We start from the raw sequence: 21,967 nt of genomic DNA, 5'->3' as shown, positions 1-21,967 counted from the left end.
GGAGGTTATAGTTTATGAAAACAATGGAGTTAGCTAAAAAATATCACGATTATGTAATATCTATGAGAAGAGAGTTTCATCAAAATCCAGAAGCAAGTATGGAAGAATACAACACTTCTAAAAGAATAAAAGAGGAACTAGAAAAAATGGGAGTAGAGTATAGAGGAATAGCTGGAACAGGAGTAATAGCTACAATAAAAGGTGCTCATCCTGGAAAATGTATAGCTCTAAGGGGAGATATAGATGCTCTTGCTGTTGTAGAGGAAACTGGAAAAGATTATGCTTCTAAAAATCCTGGACTAATGCATGCTTGTGGACATGATACTCATGCTGCTATGCTACTTGGAGCTGTAAAAGTTCTTAATGAAATGAAAGATGAGATATATGGAACTGTGAAATTCTTCTTCCAACCTGGAGAAGAGGTGGGAAAGGGAGCTAGAAAAATGGTAGAAGAGGGAGCACTTGAAGGTGTAGATTCAGCTATGGGAATCCATATAGCTTCTATGCTACCTGTTGGAACTATCAATGCTGAAGCTGGTCCTAGAATGGCAGCAGCTGATAAGTTTAAAATAACTATAACTGGAAAAGGTGGACATGGTTCTGCTCCTCACCAATGTGTAGATGCTGTTGTAGTAGGAGGGGCTACTATTATGAATCTTCAAAGTATAGTAAGCAGAGAACTTACACCTCTTCAACCAGCTGTTGTTACAATAGGTTCTATACACTCAGGAACTAGATTTAATGTTATAGCTCCTACTGCTGTATTAGAAGGAACAGTTAGATATTATGACCCTGAATATTTTAAAACTATATCTGCTGCTATTGAAAGAATAGCAAAATGTACAGCTGAAGCATATAGAGCTGAAGCTGTGGTAGAATATGAAAATGCTGTAAAACCTACTATTAATGATGAAGAGTGTGCTAAGCTTGCTCAAGAAACAGCAGCTAAAATAGTAGGAGCTGAAAAAGTTGTAATGGTAGGACCTGAAACTGGTGGAGAGGATTTCTCAGAATTTTCTTCAATAGTTCCTGGAGTAATGACAAAACTTGGAGCTGGAAATCCAGAAAAAGGTGCATGTTATCCTCATCACCATGGAAAATTTGAAGTTGATGAAGATGCTTTTGTATATGGGGTAGCATATTATTCTCAATATGCTCTAGATTATCTGAATAAAAATAAGACTCTATAAGAGTATTGATTAAAGGAGATGTGATTGATTATGAATAAAAAATTATTTTTACTACTCTTTGTAGTTGTTATGGGAGTTGCTGGTTATCTTAAATTTTCTGCTGATGATGTAAAAGCTCAAGAGCTAAAGAAAAATAAAATATCTATAGCTATGAAAGCTGACCCAAAAACTTTAGACCCTCAAAAAAGTATAGACACTATGTCTAACAAATCAATCACATTAATATATGATACTCTTTTAGATTTGGATGAAAACTTAAATCTTAAGCCAAATTTGGCTGAGTCTTGGGAAAGATTAGATGATTGTAATGTTGTTTTTCATTTGAAAAAAGGTGTAAAATTCCATAATGGAGAGGAGCTAAAAGCTGAAGATGTAAAATTTACATTAGAAAGAGCTGCCTCTTCTCCACAAACTCTTTATCTATTTAAACCTATCACTAAAGTTACAGTTATTGATGATTATACAGTTCAAGTTACCACTGACAAACCTTTTGGTGCTTTACTTAATAATCTAGCTGCTGTTCAAGGTGGTATTGTTTCTAAAAAAGCTGTACTTGAGTATGGAGATGATTATGTAAATCATCCTGTTGGAACTGGACAATATAAATTAAAAGAATGGTTACCTGGAAATAGAATTGTTTTTGAAGGATTTAAAGATGCATATCAAGGTGCTCCTAATTTTGAAGAATTAACTTATCTTACAATTCCAGAAGTGAGTAATAGAATGATTGCTCTTGAAACTGGAGAGGTAGATGTAGCTTTTGATATTGGAATTATGGACAAAGAAACTATCGAAAATAGTAACAACCTAGAACTTGTTGAGGTTGAATCTCCCGCTTTACTATACTTAGGCTTTGACCAAACTAATCCCATCTGCCAAAATAAAAAATTAAGAGAGGCTATTGCTTATGCTATTGATAATCAAACTTTTGTAGATGTTGTTTTTAGAGGTTCTGCTGTAGCTGGAGATTCTCCTCTACCTAAAGCAAGTCCTGCTTATAATAGAAATGTAAAAAAATATAATCAAGATATAGAAAAAGCTAAAAAACTTTTAGCTGAAGCTGGATATCCTAATGGATTAGATATTGAATTATGGTGTATGGATGATGGACCTAGAGTAGATATGTGTGTTATCATTCAAGACCAGCTTAAAAAAATTGGTATTAATGTAGAGATTAAAATCTTTGAATTTGGTGCTTATGTTTCTAAAACAGCTCTACCTAATAAAGAGTTATACTTCCTATCTTGGAATTCTTCTGGTGATGGAGATGTTGCCCTATATCCACTATTTCACTCATCTCAACATGGAGCTCCTGGAAATAGAAGTTTTTACTCTAATAAAAAAGTAGATGAATTATTAGATAAAGCTAGAGTTTCTGTTAACGAAGAAGAAAGAACTACTCTATATAAAGAAGTTCAAAATATTTTACAAGAGGATTTAGCTATTTATCCATTAGCCTATCCAAAAATTAATTTAGCTAAAAACAAAAATTTAACTGGACTTGTATTTAAGAAAAATGGAGACATTGATCTTACAAATTTAGATTTCAATCAAAAATAATGAAAGAGACTATTGTAACTTTAAATAATTTCAAACTTTAAAATTGACTAAGGAGCTTTTTTATCTCCTTAGCTTTTTTTATAAAAACTATCAAGTATTTAAAATTTTTTCAAATTTTCAATATAATACATCTATAACAAATTAATTGAATAAAAGCTAAGAATTTGAACTGTGTTTTAACCCATATTCTACAAATTTAGATATTAAATTTTGAACCTTATTCCATTCTTCGTTTTTTTCCCATTTTAATGATTTGTTAATTGAAAAACTTCCATAAAAGATAAAAAGAAATAACTTTTCAGCCTCATATTCTGTTAAATTATAATTTTTCATAAATTTTTTTATACTGTCTTTTTTTGCATAGTTATATAATCTACTAGCAATATAATTAGATAGATAAAAATCATTAAAGAGTACTTGATATTTTGAAGTTATTGATTTTTGACATAGTGGTTCTTTGTCCGATTCATTTAAATTTTTATTATTAATATTATCTGTTAGTTCTAAAGCGTCATCTAAAACTTCTATTAAAACTTGATTAAGATTATTATAGTGTAAATAAAATGTTGCTCTTGCTATTTTAGCTTTTTTACAAATTATTGAAATATTCAATTTTTCATAAGATATATTTTCTAATAATTCTAAAAACGTATCTTTAATTAATCTACAAGTATACTTAGCTCTTATATCATCTTTTCTTTTTTTCATTTTTACCTCAAAAATATTTACATATTTTAAAATATATAAATAAAAATACATTTTTTTAATAATTGTAATTGTAGAAATTTTATATTTAAGATTATAATATATTTATAGACAACATGTCAATTAATTTAAAAATTAAAAAAGGAGAAAATTTGATGAAGTTAAAAAAAATAGGAACACAAATACAGCAAATTCGTAATGCAACTATAAAATTAAGCTATGGAGGCTACATCTTTCTTATTGATCCATGGCTTGCTCCTAAAGGTGCAACAGGAAGTTTATTAGAATTAAATAAAGGAGAGTTTAAGGTAAAAGAATTAGTAAAAGAAAGTATAAGAATGCCAATATGTGATTTACCTTTTTCCACTACTGAAATTTTAGAAGATGTAGATTTTTATATTGTAACACATTTACATCCAGATCACTTTGATATGGATAATTATAATGAAGTATTAGATAGAAATATTCCTATTTTTATTCAAAATAATGCAGAAGCTGATTTTATGAAAAATTTAGGATTTAAAGATATTAAGATATTACAAGAAAATGGAAGTTCTTTAGGAAAAATAAAACTCACTAGAGTAGAAGCTTTACATGGTTCCCTAACTCCGTGTGGTCCAGCTAGCGGTCTTATTTTTGAAGCTGAAAGAGAACCCACAATATATTTTGCTGGGGATACAATTATGTATGATGGAGTAAAATCTGTAATAGAGAAATTTAAACCAGATATAATAATTTTAAATGTTGCTGATGCTTTTTTTATTAAATATGGCCATTTAATAATGGATGAAGAAGCAATTGATATCATTCATAAATTAGCTCCAAATGCAAAAATAATTGCTTCTCATTTAGATAACGTTGCTCATGCTTATCTTACAAGAAATATATTATTATATAAATTAATCCAAAAAGGAATTGAGCAAGAAATTCTTATTCCAAATGATGGACAGATTTATGATTTTTAACTAAAATCTCTTTATAAGGAACTGCTGTAATTTTAATACCACTTCAGGATTTAATTTCATTTTTTCTTATTTTTAAAATTTTGTTATTATCTTAAAATTTGAATTATCTAATTCAAAGAAAGAAAAGTAAAAAAAGCTCTATTTCATTTATCAAAGATCTTTTTAAAAGATAAGAATATCTAATAATAAAAAGATTCATATTTTTTATAAAAAGAAAAAGATGGAGTATAAATCAATAATTTTTAGTCATCATTTTATACTCCATCTATATCATTACTTATCAGTATATCCTTCAATTATATTTGTTAAGTGATCTCCTACTCTTCTATAGAAGTTTATTATATCCATAAAATTAGTAGTAGACATTGTAGTAGCTGCTTCCTTTATTCCATAATCCATATAGTTTTTCTTAGCATCTTTATATAAAGCTGTAACTTCTTTAGCATCTACAACACACTCTTTTATTAAGATAGGATTTTTCTCTTGATATCCTCTATCTATATTTCTAAAAAATTCATTAGTTTTTTCATGAAGAGCTAATACTACTTTCATCTCTTGCTCTGTTAAAGATATTACATTATCCTGTAATTTCTTTAAACTGTTAGTAATTCTCATTAAATAGTCACTTACTGTTTCATATTCATCAGATACAATTAAGTTATTTCTAATATCTCTTCTTAAACTATCATTGATATCCTTATTATTTAAGATTACAAAGTTTGCATCTGTTATCTCTTTTTGATATAGGTCTAAGTCATCCTCTATTTTTCTAAGTTCTTTTACTTTCTCATCAGTTAAAAATTGTGGACTTCTATACACATTTTTTACTTCATCAAACATTATTTGAATCATTTTACCCATATTTCCAACTTCTATTTTCGTTTGTTCTACAACAACACCAGAAGTTTTTAACATTAATTCATCAATTTGTGTAATTTTTTCATTTACTTTTCCATCATCTTTTACAACTTTACATAGAAAATCTGCAAGATATCCAATAAATGGAGTAAATATAATAACATTTGATACGTTGAATACTGTATGAGCTGTAGCTATTGCAACTGTTATATTTTCATCATGATTTCCAAATAATCCTAAAAATTTTAAATAAAATGGAAATATTGATGTTACCCAAATAACTCCAAATGTATTTATAATTGTATGTGCATAAGCTGCTCTTTTAGCATTTACATTTGCCTTTAGTGTAGCAAGTATTGCTGTTATAGTAGTTCCAACATTTTCTCCTAAAACCAATGCTACTGCTGTTTCATAAGTAATTAACCCTTGTACAGCTAAGGTAATTGTTATACCTAATGTAGCAGAAGATGATTGTACAACTGCTGTAACTAATGCTCCTACTGCTGCTGCCTTTAATACTCCAAAATATGTATCAGCTGAAAACATATGGAATAATTTCACAAATTCTGGCATACTTCTTACTGGCTTTAATCCACCACTCATAAGTTCTAGTCCAAAGAAAATCATTCCTAATCCCATTATTGTTAAAGCTCTTGTCTTAGCTTTATCTCCCTTTAAGAACATATGAGCTATAGCTGCTGCTCCTACTATAGGAAGTCCATACTTTCCTATATTCAGTGCTAGAATCCATCCTGTTATAGTAGTTCCAATATTAGCTCCAAAAATTACTCCTAATGCTTGCTTTAAAGTAAGTAATGAAGCATTAACAAATCCTATTGTCATTACTGTACTAACAGATGATGATTGTACTAGCATTGTAACAAACATACCCATTAATATGGCTACTACTCTATTAGTAGTTAAAACAGCCAAAAATCTTTTTAACCTCTTCCCTGCTAATTTTTGCATTCCAGAAGACATATTATCCATTCCATATAGGAAAATTCCAAGTCCTCCAAGAACCTTAAAAATTATTTCCAGATACATTTTACCTCCTAAAATAAATAAGAATTATAAAACTTTTCTCTAAAAGTATCAAATTTTAAAATCTTTTGAGAAAAAAGACGTGACATTTTATTATATTATCTTATTTAGGAAAATTCAAGTTTTTAAAAATAAAAAAGATTTTTTTTATTTTTTTTTAATTTTTTTGTATATTTTTTTCATTTTTAGAACATTTACGTAAGATTATATTACTTTTTTAATTCTTTTAAAGTTTTTTCTAAAGCTCTTAATGTATAATCTATTCTAAAATAACGAGCATTTTCCCCCATATGTCCTATTCTTAAAACTTTATCAGCTAAATATCCATATGATTTTCCTAACATTACCTCATGATTTTCTAACATATGAGTATATACCTCTTCTAAATCATATCCCTCTGGTAGACAAAAAGCTGTAATAGTAGGAGAGTATCCTCCTTTTAGATATAATTCTAATCCTAAATCCATAAGTCTTGTTCTAGTATATTCTGCTACTGCATAATGTCTTTCAATTACTTTATCTAATCCCTCTTCAAACATATTATCTATTGCTACACCTAAAGCAACTATTGCTGTCATTGGCATAGTATATGGAAAGAATTTTTTCTCCACACAATTTCTCCAAAGTGAAAGATTACAATAAAAAGATGGAATAGGTGTTTCTCTATTTTCTATAACTTTCCAAGCATCCTCGCTTATTGTCATTATTGTAAGACCAGTAGCTGCTGAAAAAACTTTTTGTGAAGCTCCTAGTGCAATATCAATTCCCCATTCATCAACTTTTAATTCTGTTCCTCCAACAGATGAAACAGCATCTACCACTGTCATTATCCCCATAGATTTTAAAGTTTTACATATATCTTTTACATTGTTTAAAACACCAGATGGAGTATCACAATGTACAACAGTGGCATATTTAAATCCCACATCTTTATTTTGCTCTAAAAATACTCTTAACTTATCAGTGTTTATTTTATTGTCCACTTCACTTTCAAAAAGCGTAACCTCTCCACCATAAGTTTCTACTAACTCTTTAAATCCAGCTCCATATATTCCATTAGAAATTACTAAAACTTTATCTCCCTTTTCTGTAAGTGATGCACAAGCACTGTCAAGTCCTAGCATTCCTTCCCCTGCCATTATTATAGTTTGAGCTTTCTTTGCTCCAAAAATCTTTCCTATTTTTTTACAAAGTTGTCCATAAAACTCAAAAAATTTAGGGTCAAAGTCTGAATTTCCGTAGTAATCCCCTCTTGCATGTAGTACATTTTCCCTAACCATAGTTGGTCCAGGTGTCATCATAAGATAATTAGCTCTTTTCAAAAAGCCCACCTCCAAATTTTTACTTTAAAAAGAGTATGAAATACTACATACTCTTCTTATTTTAATATTATATATTATATCACATTTTGAACGATTTTCAATTTTTTACTTCAAATATAATTCAAACCAATTTGTCATCTCTTCTAATCTTTTTACTCTATGTCTTGGTTTTCCACTTCTTGATAACTCATGATTTTCTCCTCTAAACATACATAATCTAGCTGGGACCCCATGATATTTTAGTGAAGTAAACATTTGTATTCCCTCTGTCAACCAACATCTATAATCTTCTTCTGAATGAATAAACAAAGTTGGAGTTTTTACCTTATCTGCATATTTCATAGGGGAGTGCCACCATAATTTTTCTGGATTCTCCCATGGACTAGAAGCATTTTGATCTACATTAAAATAATATCCTATATCAGTAGTTCCAAATTTAGAGAACCAGTTTGCTATGCTTCTTTGAGATGCTGCACAAGCAAATCTGTCAGTATGCCCTATTATCCAGTTAGTCATAAATCCACCATACGAACCACCTGTTACTCCTACTCTTGATCTATCTATTGGATAAGCCTTTAATACTTCATCTGTAAACTTCATTAAATCATCATAGTCCACAGTTCCATATTTTCCTCTAATATCTGCAAACTCATTTCCTCTTCCATCTCCACCACATGGATTACAGAAAAATACAAAATATCCCATGTTTGCCCAAACTTGCATCTCATGATAGAATACATCTCCATACACTGTTTTTGGCCCTCCATGGATATCTAAAATTGCTGGATATTCTTTTCCCTCTTCATAATCTGTAGGTTTTAATACCCATCCCTCTATTTCTATTCCATCATTTACAATATCGAATTTTTCTGGAATAGATAATTTTTTACTCTCTATTATATTCTCATTAAATTTAGTAAGTTGTATTTCTTCTTCATCTTTTAATAAATATAGCTCTTGAAGTCTTAAACCTCTAAGTCCAATAAAATAGATATCATCTCCAGCTATTGCATATGTATCTACTGAACCATTAGCCTTAGTTAAAACTCTTTCCTCTCCATTTATATCTAGTGTATTTAAGAAAGCATCATGCATAACAGTTGTTAAGAAATAAAGCTTATTCCCTTTTACTCTAAAGCTTTTTCCTCCACCGTATCTACAATCAGAACCTACTGTATTTATCATCCAAGTATCATGCTCTTTAAATAATTCAACTTTTCCATCTCTTATTATATAAAAGTTAGGATTTTGATTTAATCCATATTTTAAAGTATCATTTAATCCACAAAGTATTCCATCTCCAAAAAACTCTGCAAAACTAACTCTATAATCTTCACTTGGGAGTACTAACTTCTCCTCTTTAGTAGCTATATCGTATGTATATATTGCCTCTCTTTGCTCCTGCTTATCTTTAAATCTATTTACTACATATAATACTACTCCATCTTTATATGAATAATAAGTTACATTTGAAATACTATCTGATACTGGTGTTATCTCTTCAGTTGCTCTATTATAGATATATAATCTATTTCTCTTTTTATTAGTAAATCCTCCACCATTGCTCCAGAAAGGAATCTCATCTAAAATCTCATAATCCTTATCCTCTTTTATTTTTTTTGTAGCTTCTGCTCTAGCCTCTCCTGTTAATTCATTTAGATTTACTCCATAATTATCATATTTAGCTGTAAGTATGAAGTTATCTCCATCTATTTTTTTTATAGATGTTACAATAAGAGGTACTCTCATATACTCTTGAGCCTCTCCTCCATTTATATCAATAGAGTAGTAACAAGTCCATTTTTCTCCCTCTTCAACTTTTACTTTTAATTTTTTATCTCTCATACTTGGGAAAAGAATCTTTGTTTCATCTAACCATAAAAAACTTCTTTCCTCATTCATTCCTGTAAGTCTGAAATATTTTTTTGTTTCATTATTCATTACCCAGATATTAGATTTATAGTCATTGTCATCATAATCTCCTCGATGAACTATAAATGCAGTATTTTTTTTATCTGGTGAAACCTCTATACTTGATAAATAATTGTAATCTAAAAAATCTCTTAACTTTAAGTTTTCCATGCTGCTCCTCCCTTTGATATTTTATTACCATATGTATATTTTACAAAATTTATAAAAAAAAATCTATTTTTTTCAAAAAAAGATATTAAAAAAATAATTTTATATGTATAATATATATTATAAATATTTTTAAGGTGAGTAATAATGAATAAAGAGATTAGAGAACAGATTAAAAATTCAAAAAGAATTGTAATAAAAGTAGGAACTTCTACTCTTACATACCCCAATGGAAACTTAAATTTTAACTTGATGAATAGACTAGCTTGGATATTAGCTGATTTAAGAAACCAAGGAAGAGATGTTATTCTTGTAACTTCTGGAGCTATTGGAGTGGGGTCAAAAAGCTTAAACTTTGAAAAAAGACCTACTCTTACTAGAGAGAAACAAGCAGCTGCTGCAGTAGGACAAGCTGAACTTATGCATATCTATAAAAACTTTATGGGAGAATATAATCAAAGAGTTGCTCAAATCCTTCTTACTAAAGATGATTTCAAAGAGGGAGAGAGAAAAACTAATACTAATAATACTTTAGAAACTCTACTTGATTTTGGAGTTATTCCTATTATCAACGCCAACGATACTATATCTACTTTTGAAATAGAGTTCAGTGACAACGATAGATTATCAGCAAGTGTTGCTTCTCTTTTAAAAGCTGACTTATTAGTAATCCTTACAGATATAGATGCTCTATATGATGCTAATCCTAAGACACACCCTGAAGCAAAAAGAATCCCTTATGTAGAAAAGGTAACTGATGAGATACTTGCTATGGGTGGAGAAAAAGGAAGTGAGTTTAGTGTAGGTGGAATGGAAACTAAACTTCTAGCTGCTAGAGAGTGTTATGCTGGTGGAGTAATGATGGCTATATTAGATGGTTCTAACCCTTCATTTATTGAGGAACTTATCAATGGAGAAGATATTGGAACTATCTTTGGAAATGGAAAATAGGAGGAAATTATGGAATATATTGAAAAACTTGGTACTGCTGCTAAGGAAGCAGAGATACAGATAGCTCAACTATCTACAAAGGTAAAAAATGAAATACTTTTAAAATCTGCTCAAGCACTTTTAGATAACTGTAATAATATTTTAGAAATCAATAAAAAAGATGTAGAGAATGCTATCAATTCTGGTGTAAAGAAAGCTTTTATTGATAGACTTACTCTTACAGAGAAAAGAATAGAGGATATGGCAGATGGGCTTAGACAAATTGCCTCATTAAATGACCCAGTTGGAGAGTTTACATATGGTAAAACTCTACCTAATGGACTAATCATTCAACAAAAAAGAGTTCCATTAGGAGTGGTAGCTATCATATTTGAATCTCGTCCTAATGTTACAGCTGATGCTTTTGGACTTTGCTTAAAAAGTGGAAACGCTGTTATCTTAAGAGGTGGAAAAGAGGCTATAAACACTAACATAGCTATTGTAAAAGTTTTTAAAGAGGTTTTAAAAGAGTGTGGTATCAATGAAAATGCTGTACAAATTTTAGAGGATACTAGCCACGATACTGCTAATAAATTAATGAAAGCTCATCAATATATAGATGTATTAATTCCTAGAGGAAGTGCTAGACTTATCAATACAGTTATAGAAAATTCTACTATCCCTTGTATTCAGACAGGAATAGGAAACTGTCATATATTTGTAGATGAGAGTGGTGATATCCCTAAGGCCATCAATATTATCATCAATGCTAAAACTCAAAGACCTGGAGTTTGTAACGCAGTAGAAACTCTTCTTATCCATAAAAATTGTGCTAAAGATATTCTACCTCAACTTGGAGAGGAGCTTATCAAGAGAAATGTAGAGATAAGAGGAGACGAAATCACTAGAAAATATATACCAAACTCTATCCCTGCTACTGAAGAGGACTGGGCTACTGAATATGAAGATTATATTGTAGCTATTAAAGTTGTAGAGAATTTAGATGAGGTTATAAAGCACATTGCTAAATATGGTACTAAACACTCTGAATGTATAGTTACTGAAAACTATTCTAATGCCCAAAGATTTTTAAATGAAGTAGATGCTGCTGCTGTTTATGTAAACGCTTCTACTAGATTTACAGATGGTGGACAATTTGGTTTTGGTGCTGAAATAGGTATCAGTACACAAAAACTTCACGCTAGAGGACCTATGGGATTAAAAGAGCTTACTACTACTAAGTATGTAATAACTGGTAATGGACAAGTAAGAGAGTAAAATAAAAGAAAGGATTGAGCTATTGTAAAGTTTTAAATTACAATAACTTAATCCTCTTTTTCTATATCATCTCATTTATTCTCTTACAAATTTCATCTTCAGTATTAGCTTTTTTCTTAAATATAACATTAAAAATAGTGTAAGCTGCCAAAGTTGAACCAAGAGGAGAAGCATGTTTATCATCTTTAAAATAAAGTATGTCCTCAGGATATTTATCAAAATATCTCCACCATACCTCTCCTACAGGAGCTACTTCTATTCCTAGTTTCTCTCCCACCTCTTTATATCCTTCTGTTAATTCCAATTGTTTATCTCTCTCATCTTTTAAAGTCCATGTCATATAGAGTATTGGCTTAGCTCCAGAAATATTTATCCACTCTTTTAACTTTTTAGTAGAATTATGTAATACCTCTTTATCAAAACCACTTTGTAAATGTTGTAACACTACAATATCATAATTTCCATACAAAATATTAAATCTCGTCTGTGGCTCTTTACAATGATAATCAAGTCCCTTATACCCTCTAGCTAACATTGTAACTTCCATATCAATGTTATTTTCTTGACATACCTGCTTGAAAATATGTGGCATATCATTAAAATAAGTGTGACTATTCCCTATAAATAATACTCTCATACTCTCTCCTTTATTTTCTATTTAAAAACTCACTTAAAAAACTTGATCCAAGTATCAAAACTCCACCAATTATCTGTAAAAATCCCAATTGTTCCTTTAAAATAACTGCTGATATAATAATAGCAAATACAGGGTCTATATAACTAAGTACTGCTATTGTTTGTCCTTTCAATCCTTGAAGCGATGAAAAATAAAGTAGGTATGCTATTCCAGTATGAACAATTCCTAAAATTAAAATATATGGTATAGAAACTGAAGAAACACTTAAAATTCCAAAACCTTCTACATATAAAACATATGGTAACAATGTAATTGTAGCAGAAATAAGTTGAATTACTGTTATCTCTATACTATCTATCCCTTTTAAAAATTTATTCATCAGGATTACACTAGCATAAAATCCTGCTGCTAATAATCCATAGACTATTCCTATTAAATCACTTCCACCATTTATTCCATCTACTCCTACTATACAAAACATTCCTACCAAAGCCATTAAAACACATAAAAATTTTGATAATGTTAATTTTTCCTTTAGTATAAATGGAGCTAATATTGTTACAAATACTGGTGCAAAATAATAGCTCAAAGTAGCATTTGAAATAGATGTGTATTTATACCCTTGGAATAAAAATATCCAGTTAAGTCCCACAGCTAATCCTGAAAAAATTAGTAGATATAAATTATTTTTTATTGCCTCAAAGGATATCTTTTTCTTTAAAAAAATTGTAGCTAAAATCAGTGTAACTCCACCTATAAATCCTCTTGTTAAAGCAATTTCACTTGAAGACAACTCTATATTTTTTACAAATAATCCTATTGTTCCAAAGATTAACATAGCAGTAATATTTCTCAATTTAGCATTCATAAAATTCCCCCTGATGTTTTAAAATCTCAAGAATAACGAAGATTGAGAAGAATAAATAGAGCAAGTCAGCGAAAGCGAACGCTAAAAAACATAACTGTTTGAGTGAAACGAGTTTTATGTTTTTAGTAAGCTAAGCCATACTTGCTCTTTATTCTTTGAACGAAAGTTATTCTTGAATTATTTTAAATTCAATCTCCATTATTCTTGATTTGTTATTCTTACCATTATAACTCTAAGTCATTCTTTAAATAATTTAATAACTCATCTCTTGTCTCTTCATTTCTAAGTCCAAACTCTATATTTGCTTTAAGTAATCCAAACTTATTTCCGATATCATATCTCTTACCATCAAATTCGTAAGCTATTACTTTTTCTCCATCTTTTAACATATCTAATATAGCATCAGTAAGTTGAATCTCTCCACCTTTTCCTGGCTTTTCCTTTTCAAGATATTCAAAGATTTTTGGAGTAAGTAGATATCTTCCAAGACAAGCAAGTCTTGATGGTGCTTCTTCCATAGCTGGTTTTTCTATAAAGTCATCCATCTCTACAGTTTTGTCATCAAGATTTTTAGTTGGTTTTACTATACCATACTTAGATACATCTTCAGCTTTTACCTCTTGACAACCTACTATACTACTTCCATATTTTTCATATTTCTCTATAAGTTGTTTAGCTACCGGTGCCTCAGGATTATATACTATATCATCTCCTAAAGCTATTACAAATGGCTCATCTCCTACAAATGGTTTAGCTTTAAGTATAGCATGTCCTAATCCTTTTGGATGATTTTGTCTTACATAGCAAATATTTGCCATTGAAGATATTTTTTCAACCTTTTCTAATAACTCTTTTTTTCCATCTTTTGTTAAAGTATTTTCTAACTCATAAGAGTAATCAAAATGGTCTTCGATAGAGTTTTTATTTCTTCCAGTAACTATTATAATATCCTTTATTCCAGACTCTACTAGCTCCTCTACTATATATTGAAGAGATGGTTTATCAACAATAACAAGCATCTCTTTAGGTTGTGCCTTAGTTGCTGGTAATACTCTAGTCCCTAGTCCTGCAGCAGGTATTACTGCCTTTGTTACTTTTCTCATACTATCTCTCCTTATAAACTATTTTGCTTTAGAACCATTTTCTACTTCTGTATTTACCTCTACAAGTCTTAGTCCATTTTTATCTTCTGTACTTAAAAGCATTCCTTGAGAGATTTCTCCTCTCATCTTTCTAGGTTTTAAGTTAGTGATAGCTAAAACTTTTTTACCAACTAATTTTTCTGGCTCTGGATAGTATTTAGCTATTCCAGAAAGAATTTGTCTTACATGATCTCCAACACTTACTTTAAATTTTAAAAGCTTATCTGCTCCCTTTACTTTTCCAGCTTCTAAAATCTCTACAACTTGAATATTTACCTTATCAAAATCTGTTATATCAATAGGATTTTCTACTTCTAAATCTTCATTCACTTGCATAGGATCTTTTTTAGGAACTTCTAATGTTTCTAAATCTAATCTTGGGAATATTGGCTCAGCATTTCCTAATACATGTCCCTCTCTTAATAGGTTCCATCCCATTACCTCTTCAACTTTTGCTGTATGGATATCCCTAGTTTCTCCCAATTGATTCCAAATTTTTTGAGCTGATGTTGGCATATATGGATAAACCATAACAGCTGCTTTATATAGTCCATCTACTAAATGATTCATTACAACAGCAAGTCTATCTCTATTAGCTTCATCTTTAGCTAATGTCCATGGAGCTGTTTCATCTATATACTTATTTAATCTTGAGATAAATTTCCAAATAGCTTCAAGAGCTTTAGAGTACTGAACTATATTCATTTGCTCCTCTACTTCTTTTACTACCTCTGTCCATAAAGTTTCTATCTCATCATCATACTTATCCCTAGTAGCTCCATTTACAACTACTCCACCAAAGTATTTTTTATACATTCCTAATGTTCTATTTAATAGGTTTCCTAAATCATTAGCAAGATCAGAATTAATTCTTGTAACTACTGATTTTGTAGAGTAGTCTCCATCATTTCCAAATTGAACCTCTCTCATTAGACAATATCTAAAAGCATCTACTCCATATTTTTCTATCTCAGATATAGGGTCTACAACATTTCCTTTAGATTTTGACATCTTTTCTCCCTCAGATGTCCACCAACCATGAGCTACTACTTTATCTGGAAGTTTTTCTCCTGCTGATAATAACATACAAGGCCAAATTATAGCATGGAATCTAACTATATCTTTTCCTAATAAATGCATTACCTCAGCATTATTCCAATACTTATCAAACATTTCTGGGTTATTTTCATATCCTACTGCTGTTAAATAGTTAGTAAGAGCATCAAACCATACATAAGTTATATGTCCAGGTGCAAACTCTATAGGTATTCCCCATTCAAAAGTATTTCTTGAAATTGATAAATCTTGTAATCCTTGCTTTATAAATGAAACTACTTCATTTCTTCTAGAACGAGGTAATATAAAGTCTGGGTGTTTATCTATATGCTCTAATAGAGCATCTTGATATTTTGACATCTTAAAAAAGTAAGATTCCTCTTTTACAACTCTTAACTCTTTTCCACAGTCTGGACAATGATTTCCATTTACTATTTGATTCTCTGGTACAAATGTTTCACATGAAACACAGTATTTTCCAGAATATTCTCCCTTGTAAATATCTCCATTCTCATATACTTTCTTTAATATTTTTTTAACTGCTTCTTTATGTCTTGATTCAGTTGTTCTTATAAAATCTGAATACTCTATTCCTAATTTAGCCCACATTTCTTTAAATCTTGGAGCCATTATATCTGTCCATTGTTGTGGAGTATATCCCTTTTGTTTTGCCGTCTCCTCTACCTTTTGTCCATGTTCATCTGTTCCAGTTAAAAAATAAGCATCATATCCCATTGTTCTTTTATATCTAGCCATTACATCTGCAGCTATTGTAGTGTAAGCACTTCCTACATGTGGGTCTCCATTTACATAATATATTGGTGTTGTTACATAAAAATTTTTGTTCACGATATCTCTCCTCTCTATATCCATTAAATATATTTTTCTGCTTCTTTATCAAGTCTATTTAACTCATTTTTTATTTTTTCGCAATATTTATCTATATCTGCATCTGCTGGGACTTCAATAGGTTCCCCCATTATATATACCATAGTTGTAAAGGGTTTTGGAAATTGAAACTTATCCCAAGCTTTTTTAAATTCCCATTTACTCTTATAGGCAGTTCCAGTTGGGATTATATATTTTTTCCCTTTTTGTGCAAGATATATCATACCTGGTTTTACCTCATATATAGGTCCTTTTGGTCCATCTACTGGTGTCCCTATACAATATCCCTTTTTCATATATTTTATCAAAGAGATTAAACTTGAAGTAGAATTTTTATCTGATGAACCTCTTATCATCTGATATCCCAATTTTTCTAAAGGAACTGAGATTAACTCTCCATCTTTAGAAGGACTTGCTAATACTGCTCTTTTTTCTATATAGTCTAAACATAGTGTTGAAGCTACTAATTTATTATGCCAAAATGCAAATATGTAACTCTCATTTTTTTCATCTATACTTTCGTTCTTTATGACTTTTACTTTAAGAGTTTTTCTTACTATTTGAAGAAGATAATAAAGTATTGTTCCATATCTCCTATATTTTTCTGTTTCCTTATTTATTTCCATTTTACTCCCCCTATATTTCAGAGTATCTTCAATAATTATATCACAAAGATTCTTTTTTAAAAAGAGAGATTAAATATTTTTTCATTGTAATTATTTCAAATTTATTTTTTTTATAATTTATCTTGACTTTTTTTTATTTTTATTCTATAATCAAAATATAATTAAAACTTAATATTTTAAATATAAAATTATGGAGGTAAATATATGTCATTAATAGGTAAAAAAATAAATGAATTTAAAGCAACAGCTTATCAAAATGGAGAGTTTATAAATGTTACAAGTGATAGTCTAAGAGGAAAATGGTCTGTAGTAGTATTTTATCCTGCTGATTTTACTTTTGTATGTCCTACTGAATTAGAGGATTTAGCTGAACATTATGAAAAATTTAAAGCTGAAGGATGCGAGGTTTACTCAGTTTCAACTGATACTCACTTTGTACATAAAGCTTGGCATGATACATCAGAGAGAATTAAAAAAATTCAATTCCCTATGGTAGCAGACCCTACTGGAAAAATCTCTAGAGAGTTTGAAGTTTTAGTTGAAGAGGAAGGATTAGCCTTAAGAGGAAGCTTTGTAATCAATCCAGAAGGAGTAATAGTAGCTTACGAAGTACATGATATGGGAATAGGAAGAGAAGCTAGTGAACTTCTTAGAAAATTACAAGCAGCTAAATTCGTAGCTGAACATGGAGAGGTTTGTCCAGCTAAATGGCAACCTGGAAAAGAAACTTTAAAACCTTCTATTGATTTAGTAGGTAAACTATAATAGATTTGGAAGTGAAAACCTATGAATAAATTATATGATATGATAGTAATAGGTGGTGGACCTGCTGGTTTAACAGCAGGTCTATATGGTGGTAGAGCCAAACTAGATACACTTATTATTGAAAAAAGTGTCCCTGGTGGCCAGATTACTGTAACTAATGAAGTAGTTAACTATCCAGGTATACTAGAAACAACAGGAGCTAAATATGGAGAAACACTTAGACAGCAGGCATTAAATTTTGGTGTAGAGTTTCTTTCAGATGAAGTTATTGATATGGACTTTTCTAAAGATATAAAAATTATAAAAACTAAATCTGGAGAGTATCAAGCTCTATCAGTAGTTATTGCTACTGGAGCTTCTCCTAGAAAATTAGGATTCCCTGGAGAAAAGGAGTATGAGGGAAGAGGTGTAGCTTATTGTGCAACTTGTGATGGAGAGTTCTTTACAGATATGGATGTATTTGTAATTGGAGCTGGATTTGCAGCTGCAGAGGAAGCAATATTTTTAACAAGATTTGCTAGAAAAGTTACTGTAATAGCTAGAGAACCTGAATTTACTTGTGCAAAATCTATTGCTGATAAAGTTTTAGCTCATCCAAAAATAGAAGTTAAATTTAATACTGAAATTCTAGAAGCAACTGGAGATATACAGTTAAGACAAGCTAAATTTATAAATAATGTTACTAAAGAGATAACAGAGTTTAAAGCAGCTGAAGGAGAGAGCTTTGGTATATTTATCTTTGTTGGATATGCTCCTCAAAGTAAACTATTCCAAAATCACATAGAGATTGATAAGTTTGGATTTATCCCAACAAACGAAGATATGATGACTAATATTCCAGGTATATTTGCTGCTGGAGATATTAGGCCTAAGAAATTAAGACAGGTAGTTACTGCTGTGTCTGACGGAGCTGAAGCTGCTTTTAATATTGAGAAATATGTAGCTGAATTGAGAGAAAAGTTAAATCTTGTAAAAGAAGAAAATCATATTGAAAAAACTTCTAAAGTTGAAGAAAAAGAATCAGAATTTTTAGATTCTCATCTTAAAGAGCAATTATCTGAAATTGTAAAAAAATTCGATAATCCTATTGAACTAGTAGTTATAAAAAATGGCGATGAAAAATCTTTAGAGATGGAGGGGATTGTTAAAGAGATTGCCTCTGTTTCTGATAAGCTTAAGTTCTCATCTTACAATCTAGGGGATAATCCTCAATTAGAAGAAAAAATCAAACTTAATAGAGCCCCAGTTATAGCTCTTTTAGATAAAGAGGGTAATTATTCTGGAATTAAGTATGCTACTATCCCTGGTGGGCATGAACTAAATTCTTTTATCTTGGCTATGTACAATGTAGCTGGACCTGGACAAAAAATAGGTGAGGATACTTTAAGTAAAATCTTCAATATCAAAAATCCAATTGATATTAAAATTGGTATCTCTCTGAGCTGTACTAAGTGCCCAGACACTGTTCAAGCAGCTCAAAGAATAGCTGTAGAAAATAGTAATATTCAAATTGAAGTTATTGATGTTTTCTCTTTTAAAGAGTTCAAAGATAAATATGATATTATGAGTGTTCCTGCTATGGTTATCAATGATGAAAAAGTTTATTTTGGAAGTAAATCTATTGAAGAAATTTTAAATCTTTTATAAAATAATTTAATATATAAAAAGGAGAAAATTGTAATATAGTATAACTAAATCTTCTCCTTTTTATTTTATTTCTTTTTTATTTAATTCTTTTTCCTATTCTCAATTTTCTATTAAACTTCTCAGTGTTTCTAAAGCCTTCATAGCAATTTTGGTATCCTCATTACCGTGTGCTCCTCCTACTCCTATTCCACCAACAATAGTTTCATTGATTTTAATAGGAATTCCACCTTCCATAACACTAAAGTTTTCATCTAAATATCTTATATCTTCAGGTATTTTTCCTTCTTTTATTCCTGTGAAAATTTCAAGAGTTGTTCTTTTTTGTGAAGCTGCAGTATAAGCCTTCTTATAACTAGCAGAAAGAGTATGAACTCCTGCATCTTCACTTCTAATTACTCCTAATTTTTGTCCAGATTTATCTACAATAGTTATGGTCACATTAAAATTTTTAGATTTAGCTTCATCAAAAGCACTTGTTAACATAGCAAGAACTTGTTCTCCAGTAAGAACCTCTTGAATTTTTATTCCTTTTTTATTTTCGGGTTCTTTTTTCACAATTCCTCCCATTTTAGAAGTTTTTACTATTTAGGCTATAACCTCATTAATTGGAATTAACACCTTTAGTTTTATCTAAAATAGTTTTTATTACTTTACAAGGGTTTCCTACTGCTATTGAATTAGCTGGAATACTTTTATTTACTACACTTCCAGCTCCAATTGTTACATTATCTCCAATAGTAACTCCTGGAAGAATATTAGCTCCAGCTCCTATCCATACATTATTACCTATTTTTATAGGATAAGCATACTCTAACCCTCTATTTCTTTCATCTATATTTATAGGATGACCTGCTGTTGTTATACAACAATTTGGTGCTATAAAAACATTATCACCTATCTCTACTTTTGCTCCATCTAGAATTACTAGATTATGGTTTGAATAAAAATTTTCTCCTATCTCTATATTATATCCATAATCACAATAAAAAGGTGCTGTTACACAAAAATTTTCTTTTGTTTTTCCAAAAAGTTTTCCTATAATCTCTTTTTGTTCTAATTCTTTTAAAGGCGAAAGTTGATTAAATTGGAAACATAACTCTTTACATCTTCTTCTTTCAGCTAAAAGTTCTTCATCATAGTTAGCATCATATAAAAGTCCTAATCTCGCTTTTTCTTTTTCTGTCATATTTTACCTCTTATATTCTATTTTTTAAATATTCAAATATTATTTTACTCGCTAAAATAATATCATCTTTCTCAATTTCTTCAGCTATATTATGACTAATTCCTTCTTTACAAGGAATAAATACCATTCCTGTTGGAGCTATATCATAAAATTTCATAGCATCATGCCCTGCTCCACTATTCATTACCATATAGTCAATTCCTAATTTTTGCGTTACACTTTCAAGTTCTGATTTTAAATTTTCATCTAAGATTACAGGTCTTCCTTTTGCAACCAAATCTAAATTATATTTTAACTCTCTTATTTTACATAGTTTTTCTATATATTCAACAATTTCGTTGTCTATTCTTTGAATACTCTCCCAATCAACTCCTCTTATATCTATTCCCATTCTAACTTTACCAGGAACAACATTAAAAGCATTTGGATAGTTTTGTAAAAATCCAACAGTTCCAACACTCTTATATTTAGACTCTCTTCCTGCAAGTCTTTCTAACTGAAGTACAATCTCTGCACCAGCACATAAAGCATCCTTTCTCATTCCCATTGGAGCTGCTCCAGAGTGATCTTGACGTCCCTCTATTGTAAGCCAGTATCTTGTTGCATTAGCAATAGCATCTACTATTCCTATTTTTAGATTATTATCCTCTAATCTTCTTCCTTGCTCAATGTGAATTTCAAAATATTTCTTTACTCCTTTTATCTTACTGCATTCTGGTTTATACCCTTTAAATTTTAATGTTTCGTACAAAGATTTTCCCTCTGTATTATATACTTCTTTTAATTTATTGATATCCAGCTTATGAGTGATAAGACCACTACCTACAGTTGCTATTCCAAAAGCACTTGATTCTTCACATCTAAATGCTACAACTTTTAGAGGAATGTTTAATTTGTTATCTTTTATCCATTTTAAAATAAGTAATCCTGCTACAACTCCTACTACTCCATCATATCTTCCACCGTTAATTACTGAGTCTAAGTGAGAACCTATTAGGTAGTACTCTTTCCAATCTTCCTCATAGATATATGTATTTCCTACTTCATCACTAGAATATTTTAATCCTAAATCTCTAGCTATATTTCTTATAGCTCCATGCATTACATCTTCATTTTTTGTATAACCTAATCTTGTTACTCCACCACTTTCATCTGCTCCTATTGAATAAAATGTTTTAAACCATTTTTCAACTATCTCTATATCTTTCATGTAATCCACCT

19 protein-coding genes are annotated in these 21,967 nt (G+C 30.1%); 7 read left to right on the top strand and 12 right to left on the bottom strand.

Features of this window, described 5'->3' with window-relative positions:
- Positions 1–14 precede the first annotated feature (14 nt).
- Together FMAG_RS02940 and FMAG_RS02935 are read left to right on the top strand one after the other, a co-directional pair.
- Positions 15–1,190 (top strand): amidohydrolase, encoded by a 1,176-nt coding sequence (locus FMAG_RS02940; protein ID WP_005883876.1) that lies wholly within the window; start codon positions 15–17, stop codon positions 1,188–1,190.
- A gap of 30 nt (positions 1,191–1,220) precedes the next feature.
- A complete protein-coding gene (locus FMAG_RS02935) occupies positions 1,221–2,750 on the top strand; it encodes an ABC transporter substrate-binding protein (RefSeq protein WP_005883875.1) in 1,530 nt (509 codons plus the stop codon).
- Between the two features lie 156 nt (positions 2,751–2,906).
- Here the strand turns inward: FMAG_RS02935 and FMAG_RS02930 are convergent, their stop codons facing one another.
- Entirely contained in the window at positions 2,907–3,458 is a 552-nt protein-coding gene (locus FMAG_RS02930; RefSeq protein WP_005883874.1) for a TetR/AcrR family transcriptional regulator, read from the bottom strand.
- 152 nt (positions 3,459–3,610) lie between these two features.
- Here FMAG_RS02930 and FMAG_RS02925 point away from each other — a divergent pair, with 152 nt between their 5' ends.
- Entirely contained in the window at positions 3,611–4,420 is an 810-nt protein-coding gene (locus tag FMAG_RS02925) for an MBL fold metallo-hydrolase (protein WP_005883873.1), read from the top strand.
- 273 nt (positions 4,421–4,693) lie between these two features.
- Here the strand turns inward: FMAG_RS02925 and FMAG_RS02920 are convergent, their stop codons facing one another.
- The 3 genes from FMAG_RS02920 to FMAG_RS02910 all read right to left on the bottom strand — a co-directional run bounded on the left by FMAG_RS02920 (position 4,694) and on the right by FMAG_RS02910 (position 9,726).
- Positions 4,694–6,325: a Na/Pi cotransporter family protein gene (locus FMAG_RS02920; protein WP_005883872.1), complete on the bottom strand. Its 1,632-nt coding sequence runs from the start codon at positions 6,323–6,325 to the stop codon at positions 4,694–4,696.
- 206 nt (positions 6,326–6,531) lie between these two features.
- Complete coding sequence (locus FMAG_RS02915) at positions 6,532–7,653, bottom strand: pyridoxal-phosphate-dependent aminotransferase family protein (RefSeq protein WP_235242431.1); 1,122 nt, start codon at positions 7,651–7,653, stop codon at positions 6,532–6,534.
- A gap of 96 nt (positions 7,654–7,749) precedes the next feature.
- Positions 7,750–9,726: a S9 family peptidase gene (locus FMAG_RS02910; RefSeq protein WP_005883870.1), complete on the bottom strand. Its 1,977-nt coding sequence runs from the start codon at positions 9,724–9,726 to the stop codon at positions 7,750–7,752.
- Positions 9,727–9,870: 144 nt separating this feature from the next.
- Here FMAG_RS02910 and proB point away from each other — a divergent pair, with 144 nt between their 5' ends.
- Together proB and FMAG_RS02900 are read left to right on the top strand one after the other, a co-directional pair.
- Entirely contained in the window at positions 9,871–10,674 is an 804-nt protein-coding gene (gene proB, locus FMAG_RS02905) for a glutamate 5-kinase (protein ID WP_005883869.1), read from the top strand.
- Positions 10,675–10,683: 9 nt separating this feature from the next.
- A complete protein-coding gene (locus FMAG_RS02900; RefSeq protein WP_005883868.1) occupies positions 10,684–11,931 on the top strand; it encodes a glutamate-5-semialdehyde dehydrogenase in 1,248 nt (415 codons plus the stop codon).
- Between the two features lie 61 nt (positions 11,932–11,992).
- Here FMAG_RS02900 and FMAG_RS02895 read toward each other — a convergent pair whose 3' ends face one another.
- From FMAG_RS02895 to FMAG_RS02875, 5 genes are all read right to left on the bottom strand, one after another.
- Positions 11,993–12,568 carry a hypothetical protein gene (locus FMAG_RS02895; protein ID WP_005883867.1) on the bottom strand — a complete coding sequence of 192 codons (576 nt, stop codon included), beginning with the start codon at positions 12,566–12,568 and terminating at the stop codon, positions 11,993–11,995.
- 10 nt (positions 12,569–12,578) lie between these two features.
- Complete coding sequence (locus tag FMAG_RS02890) at positions 12,579–13,436, bottom strand: DMT family transporter (RefSeq protein WP_005883866.1); 858 nt, start codon at positions 13,434–13,436, stop codon at positions 12,579–12,581.
- A 224-nt stretch (positions 13,437–13,660) separates the two neighbouring features.
- Positions 13,661–14,539 carry a UTP--glucose-1-phosphate uridylyltransferase GalU gene (gene galU / locus FMAG_RS02885; protein ID WP_005883864.1) on the bottom strand — a complete coding sequence of 293 codons (879 nt, stop codon included), beginning with the start codon at positions 14,537–14,539 and terminating at the stop codon, positions 13,661–13,663.
- 18 nt (positions 14,540–14,557) lie between these two features.
- Positions 14,558–16,483 (bottom strand): methionine--tRNA ligase, encoded by a 1,926-nt coding sequence (metG, locus tag FMAG_RS02880; protein ID WP_005883862.1) that lies wholly within the window; start codon positions 16,481–16,483, stop codon positions 14,558–14,560.
- A gap of 23 nt (positions 16,484–16,506) precedes the next feature.
- The gene (locus FMAG_RS02875; protein WP_005883860.1) at positions 16,507–17,148 is read right to left on the bottom strand and encodes a lysophospholipid acyltransferase family protein; all 642 of its coding nucleotides are present in this window, start codon (positions 17,146–17,148) and stop codon (positions 16,507–16,509) included.
- 204 nt (positions 17,149–17,352) lie between these two features.
- Between FMAG_RS02875 and ahpC the strand changes: the two genes are divergently transcribed.
- Complete coding sequence (gene ahpC / locus FMAG_RS02870) at positions 17,353–17,913, top strand: alkyl hydroperoxide reductase subunit C (RefSeq protein ID WP_005883858.1); 561 nt, start codon at positions 17,353–17,355, stop codon at positions 17,911–17,913.
- Between the two features lie 21 nt (positions 17,914–17,934).
- Positions 17,935–19,560, top strand: a complete 1,626-nt coding sequence (locus FMAG_RS02865; protein ID WP_005883856.1) for an FAD-dependent oxidoreductase — start codon at positions 17,935–17,937, stop codon at positions 19,558–19,560.
- A 99-nt stretch (positions 19,561–19,659) separates the two neighbouring features.
- On the opposite strand, the gene FMAG_RS02860 is transcribed toward FMAG_RS02865, so the two are convergent.
- From FMAG_RS02860 to FMAG_RS02850, 3 genes are read right to left on the bottom strand one after another with little or no spacing between them, the layout of a single operon-like run.
- Positions 19,660–20,115 carry a GlcG/HbpS family heme-binding protein gene (locus FMAG_RS02860; RefSeq protein WP_005883854.1) on the bottom strand — a complete coding sequence of 152 codons (456 nt, stop codon included), beginning with the start codon at positions 20,113–20,115 and terminating at the stop codon, positions 19,660–19,662.
- A 46-nt stretch (positions 20,116–20,161) separates the two neighbouring features.
- Entirely contained in the window at positions 20,162–20,746 is a 585-nt protein-coding gene (locus FMAG_RS02855) for a sugar O-acetyltransferase (protein ID WP_005883852.1), read from the bottom strand.
- Positions 20,747–20,756: 10 nt separating this feature from the next.
- Positions 20,757–21,956, bottom strand: a complete 1,200-nt coding sequence (locus FMAG_RS02850; protein ID WP_005883850.1) for a M20 family metallo-hydrolase — start codon at positions 21,954–21,956, stop codon at positions 20,757–20,759.
- Positions 21,957–21,967 lie beyond the last annotated feature (11 nt).

The sequence above is a fragment of the Fusobacterium mortiferum ATCC 9817 genome (assembly GCF_000158195.2).
In the GTDB taxonomy this organism is placed as follows: Bacteria; Fusobacteriota; Fusobacteriia; order Fusobacteriales; family Fusobacteriaceae; genus Fusobacterium_A; species Fusobacterium_A mortiferum.
This window is presented reverse-complemented; position numbering and strand designations above follow the sequence as displayed.